Annotated in this window: 2 protein-coding genes; both read left to right on the top strand. The window is 73.9% G+C overall.

The window, feature by feature from the left end:
- Positions 1 to 4,706: type I polyketide synthase (locus IG88_RS0137400; RefSeq protein ID WP_037837546.1), on the top strand; the 4,706-nt coding region annotated here is incomplete at its 5' end.
- Positions 4,707 to 4,715: 9 nt separating this feature from the next.
- A partial coding sequence (locus tag IG88_RS0137395; RefSeq protein WP_031051210.1) for a beta-ketoacyl synthase N-terminal-like domain-containing protein occupies positions 4,716 to 5,588 on the top strand: 873 nt, incomplete at its 3' end.

Genomic DNA, 5,588 nt, shown 5'->3' with positions numbered 1-5,588 from the left:
TCCGGGGTTCGGCGGTGAATCAGGACGGGGCGTCGAACGGGTTGACGGCGCCGAGTGGGCCGGCGCAGCAGGGGGTGATTCGGGCGGCGTTGGCGGATGCGGGGTTGGGTGCGTCGGAGGTGGATGTGGTGGAGGCGCATGGGACGGGGACGAGGCTGGGTGATCCGATCGAGGCGGAGGCGTTGTTGGCGACGTATGGGCGGGAGCGGGTGGGGGGTCGTCCGTTGTGGTTGGGGTCGTTGAAGTCGAATGTGGGTCATGCGCAGGCGGCTGCGGGTGTGGGTGGGGTGATCAAGATGGTGATGGCGATGCGGCACGGGTTTGTGCCGGGGTCGTTGCATGTGGACCGGCCGTCGCGGCATGTGGACTGGTCGTCGGGTGGGGTGGAGTTGTTGGTGGAGGGGCGGGAGTGGGTGCGGTCGGAGGGGGGTCGTCGTCGGGCGGGTGTGTCGTCGTTCGGGGTGAGTGGGACGAACGCGCATGTGATTGTGGAGGAGGCGCCGGACCCGTCTCCGGGTGCGGGTGTGGGGGAGTCGGGGTCGGTGGTGGGTGGGGTGGTGCCGTGGGTGGTGTCGGGGCGGTCGGAGGCGGCGTTGCGTGCGCAGGCGGAGCGGCTGCGCGTCCGGGTGGCCGCGGACCCGCACGTCCCCGCCGCCGCGTTCGCGAGCTCCCTGGTCGCCACCCGATCGCTGTTCGAACACCGCTCGGTGGTCATCGGCGCGGACCGGGACGGGCTGCTCGCCGGTCTGAGCGCCGTCGCCGCAGGGGACGACGACAGTCCTGCCGCCGTCGTCCGCGGGGTCGCGACCCCGTTGAAGGGGACGGTGTTCGTCTTCCCGGGCCACGGCTCGCAGTGGCTGGGAATGGGACGGGAACTGTACGACTCCTCCCCGGTGTTCGCCGACCGGATGCGCGAGTGCGCGGACGCGCTCGCGCCCTGGGTGACCTGGTCACTGATCGACACCATCCGCGGCGGTCCGGACGCGGCGGACCTGGACCGGGCCGACGTGACCCCGCCGGTGCTGTTCGCGGTGATGGTGTCGCTGGCCGCGGTATGGCGTTCGTTCGGGGTGACGCCCGACGCGGTGATCGGCCACTCCCAGGGCGAGATCGCGGCGGCCTGCGTCGCCGGTGCCCTGACACTGGAGGACGCGGCGAGGATCGTGGCCCTGCGCTACCGGATGCTGGCCGAGGCCGGCGACGCGGGCGGCGGCATGGCCGGGATCGTGGCGCCCGAGGACCGGGTCCGGGAACTCCTCGCACCGCTGGAGCCCCGCGTCGCGGTCGCCGCGGTCAACGGGCCGTACTCGACGACGGTCTCCGGCGAGGCCTCGGCGGTCCGGGAACTGCTCGCCCGCTGCGAGTTGGAGGGCGTGCGGGCCCGGTGGATCCCGTCGGAGGGGATCGCGGGACACTCGCCGATGATGGACCGGTTCGAGGACCGGGTCCGCGACGAGCTGGCCGGGATCGCCCCGCGGCCCGCCCCGGTGGCGTTCTGCTCGACGGTGACCGGTGAACCGGTCGACACCGCAGGGCTGGACGCCGGCTACTGGTTCCGGAACCTGCGGGAGACGGTCCGGTTCGACGTCGGCATGCGGCGTCTGCTCGACGCGGGCAACAGCGCGTTCATCGAAGTCAGCCCCCGCCCGCTGCTCACGATGAACGTCCAGCAGATGATCGACACCACCCCCGGTCCCCCCAGGGTGGTCGTGTCCACACTGCGGCGCGACGACGGGTCACCGGCCCGGTTCCTCCGCTCGGTGGCCGAGGCGTTCGTCGCGGGCGTCGAGGTGTCCTGGGACCCGGTGCTGCCCGGACGCGACGGCGGCTGGACCGACCTGCCCACGTACGCCTTCCAACGGCGGCGCTACTGGCTCGACACGCCGAAGGAGACCGACGCCGAGAACACGTCGGACCACCCGCTGCTCGACGCCGTGATCGATCTGCCCGACGACGAAGGACGCGCCACGGTGGTGGGCGGTGGCCGGCTGTCGCTGAGGCGCCATCCGTGGCTCGCCGACCACGTGGTCCACGGGGCGGTGCTGGTACCGGGCACGGTGATGATGGAGCTGGCCCTGTGGGCGGCGGGGAAGGTGGGGTGCGACGCTGTCGACGAGCTGACGCTGGACGTCCCGCTGGTGCTGTCCCGGACGGTCGATCGCGAGATCCGCGTCATGGTCGACGGCGACCGGGTACTGAGCGTGCACTCGCGGGACGCCGGCGAGCCGCAATGGACGCGCAACGCCGTCGGGCTCGTCGGGCTCGCCCCGGAAGACCCCCCGGTGGACGACGGCCTGCGGTCGTGGCCGCCGGAGGGCGCGGTCGAGGTGCCGTGCGACGACGCGTACACCAGGCTCTCCGCGCTCGGGCACGACCACGGGCCCGCGCTGCGCGGTCTGACGGCGCTGTGGCGGCGCGACGGCGCACTCTTCGCCGAGGTGGAACTGCCCGCGCTCGACCACCCGGGCCGGGGCGGGTTCCGCGTCCACCCGGCGCTGCTGCACGCCGCGCTGCTCCCGGCCGGCGTCGGCGGCACGGCCGACGACTCCCGGCCCGAGGGCCGGCTGCCGTTCCGGTGCACGGGAATCCGGATGCCCGCGGCCGCGCCGCAGGCGCTGCGAGTCCGGCTCGCGCCCGCCGGGGAGAACGCACTGTCGGTGACCGTCGCGGACCGGACCGGGGCACCCGTCGGCGGCGTGGCAGAGCTGCGCCTGCGGCCCGCCGACGCCGAGAAGCTGTCCGAGCTGGGCTTCGACCGCCAGGACTCGCTGTTCCGGGTGGAATGGGAACCCCTGACGGTCCCGCCCGACGCGGCCACGGGCCCCCTCGGCGTACTGGGAGACCCCGACGCGGTCGACCCCGCCGTGCGGCAGCAGGTGGTGGCCGTCGCCGACCTGGACGAGCTGGCCGCCTCGGGCCGGCCGGTACCCCCCGTCGTCGTCGCCGGCGTCGACGCGCGCAAGGAGGGTGACGACGACACCCCTGCCGCCGTCGAGCGGAACCTGCACCGGGTGCTGCGGCTGACGCGGCGCTGGCTCGCGGACGACCGGTTCGCCGGCTCGCGCCTCGTCGTGGTGACCCGGAGGGCGATCCAGGACGAGCGGGTCCCCGTTCCCGACCCGGCGGCCACCGCCGTCTGGGGATTCGTCCGCAGCGCGCAGACCGAGAACCCGGACCGGCTCACCCTCGCGGACACCGACGACCGGCCCGAGTCGTGGCTGTGTCTCCGCGCGGCGGTTGCCACCGGAGAGCCCCAGCTCAAGATCCGGGCCGGGCGCGTGACGACCCCGAGGCTGGCGCACGTCCACGGTGCACCGGCCGGCCGGGAGCCCTTCGACGGGGCCGCCGGATCCCGGACCGTGCTGATCACCGGGGGTACCGGCCGCCTGGGGGCCGTCGTGGCCCGGCACCTCGTCGCCCGGCACGGGGTGCGCCGGCTGATGCTGACCGGCAGACGAGGAGCCGCGGCGCCGGGAGCGGCACGGCTGCGCGACGAGCTGACCGCCGCGGGGGCGCACGTCGAGGTCGTGGCGTGCGACGTCACGAGCCGGCGGTCCGTCGCCGAGCTGATCGCCGCGGTGCCGGAGGAACACCCGCTGACCGCGGTGATCCACTGCGCGGGCGTACTGGACGACGGGGTCGTCGAGGGGCTGACGGAGGACCGGGTGGGAGCGGTGCTGGCGCCGAAGGCGCACGGTGCCTGGCACCTGCACACGCTGACACGGCATCTGGACCTCTCCGCGTTCGTGCTGTTCTCCTCGGTCGCGAGCGTGCTGGGGACGGCGGGACAGGCCGGCTACGCGGCGGCCAACGCCTTCCTCAACGGGCTGGCGGAGGCCCGGCGGAGCGCCGGCCTGCCCGCAGGGTCGCTCTGCTGGGGGCTGTGGGCGGAAGAGGGCGAGACGCGCCTCGACATCGGGGAGGCGGACGTCGTACGCCTGCGACGGCAGGGCGTGCGGGCGTTGTCGACGCGCCAGGGGCTCGCGCTCCTGGACGCGGCGGTCACACGGAACGAAGCGGTTCTGGTGCCCGCGCGGCTGGAGGCCGCGGCACCCGGGGCGGCGGGCGCGGGCCCCTCGGGGTCACCCCTGCTGCGCGGACTGGTCCGCGCGCCCGCCGGAGATCCCGGCTCCCGGCACCAGGACGAAACCGGCGACGAACTGGCCCGGCGGCTGCGGTCGCTGCCGCCCCACGAGGCGGAGGCGGTGCTGCTCGAGTCCGTCGTGGCGCAGACCGCGATCGTCCTCGGCCACGCGGACACCGCGCAGGTCGGTCCCGCCGTGGCCTTCCGCGAGCTGGGCGTCGACTCCCTGATGGCGTTGGAGCTGCGGAACAACCTGACCGCGGTGACCGGCATGAAGCTGCCGGCCACGCTCGCCTTCGACTACCCGAACCCGCGCGCGGTCGCGGGGTTCATGACCGCGGCCATCGAGCCGGACCCCGGTGCGGCCGCGCAGTCCCCCGCCGATCTCCTGACCACGGAGATCGAGCGACTGGGCGCCCGGCTCGTGGCGTCGTTCGGGGACCTCGCGGACGACGACAAGGACGCGGTCTCCGCGCTGCTGCGCGAACTGCCCGGCCTGGTGCGTACGGCACGCCCGACGCGTCCGGCGGAGGACGTCACGTCACCGGCCGACATCGCCGACCGGATCGGTTCGGCGTCGGCCGGAGAGCTGCTTTCGCTACTGGACGAAGAGCTTGGTTAGGGGAGAGCGATGACGAAGGACGACAACCCCGGTCTTCTCGACTATCTGAAGCGGACCTCGCTCGAACTGATCGAGACCCGGCGACGGCTGCGGGAACTGGAGGCCGCCGCGACCGAGCCTGTGGCGATCGTGGGTGTCGCCTGCCGCTTTCCGGGCGGGGTGACCTCGCCCGAAGAGCTGTGGGACCTGGTGCGGACCGGCGGGGACGCGGTGTCGGACCTCCCGCGGGACCGCCACTGGGACCTCGAAGCGCTCTACGACCCGGACCCGGACCGGCCCAACACCTGCTACACGCGCTCCGGCGGATTCCTGTACGACGCGGGGGACTTCGACGCCGAGTTCTTCGGCATCAGCCCACGTGAGGCACTGGCCGCCGATCCGCAGCACCGGCTCATGCTGGAGGTCTCCTGGGAGTCCCTGGAACGGGCCGGCATCGACCCGCACACCCTGCACGGCAGCAAAACGGGGGTCTTCACGGGCCTGGCGTACTTCGGGTACGGAAACCACTTCTCCACCCCGGTGTCGGTGGACACGGCGTGTTCGTCGTCGCTCGTGGCCGTGCACCAGGCGGTGCGCTCGCTGCGGTCCTCGGAGTGCGAACTGGCGCTGGCCGGCGGAGTCACGGTGATGGGGACGAGCCAGGTGCTCCGGGAGGGCGCCCGGCAGCGGGGTCTGTCGGCGGACGGCCGGTGCAAGTCGTTCGCGGACGCGGCGGACGGCACCGGCATGGCCGAGGGCGTCGGGGTGCTGGTGCTGGAGCGGTTGTCGGACGCGGTGCGTCACGGGCGGCGTGTGTGGGCGGTGATCCGGGGTTCGGCGGTGAATCAGGACGGGGCGTCGAACGGGTTGACGGCGCCGAGTGGGCCGGCGCAGCAGGGGGTG

Source organism: Streptomyces sp. NRRL F-5650 (assembly GCF_000721365.1).
Lineage (GTDB): Bacteria > Actinomycetota > Actinomycetes > Streptomycetales > Streptomycetaceae > Streptomyces > Streptomyces ardesiacus.
This window is presented reverse-complemented; position numbering and strand designations above follow the sequence as displayed.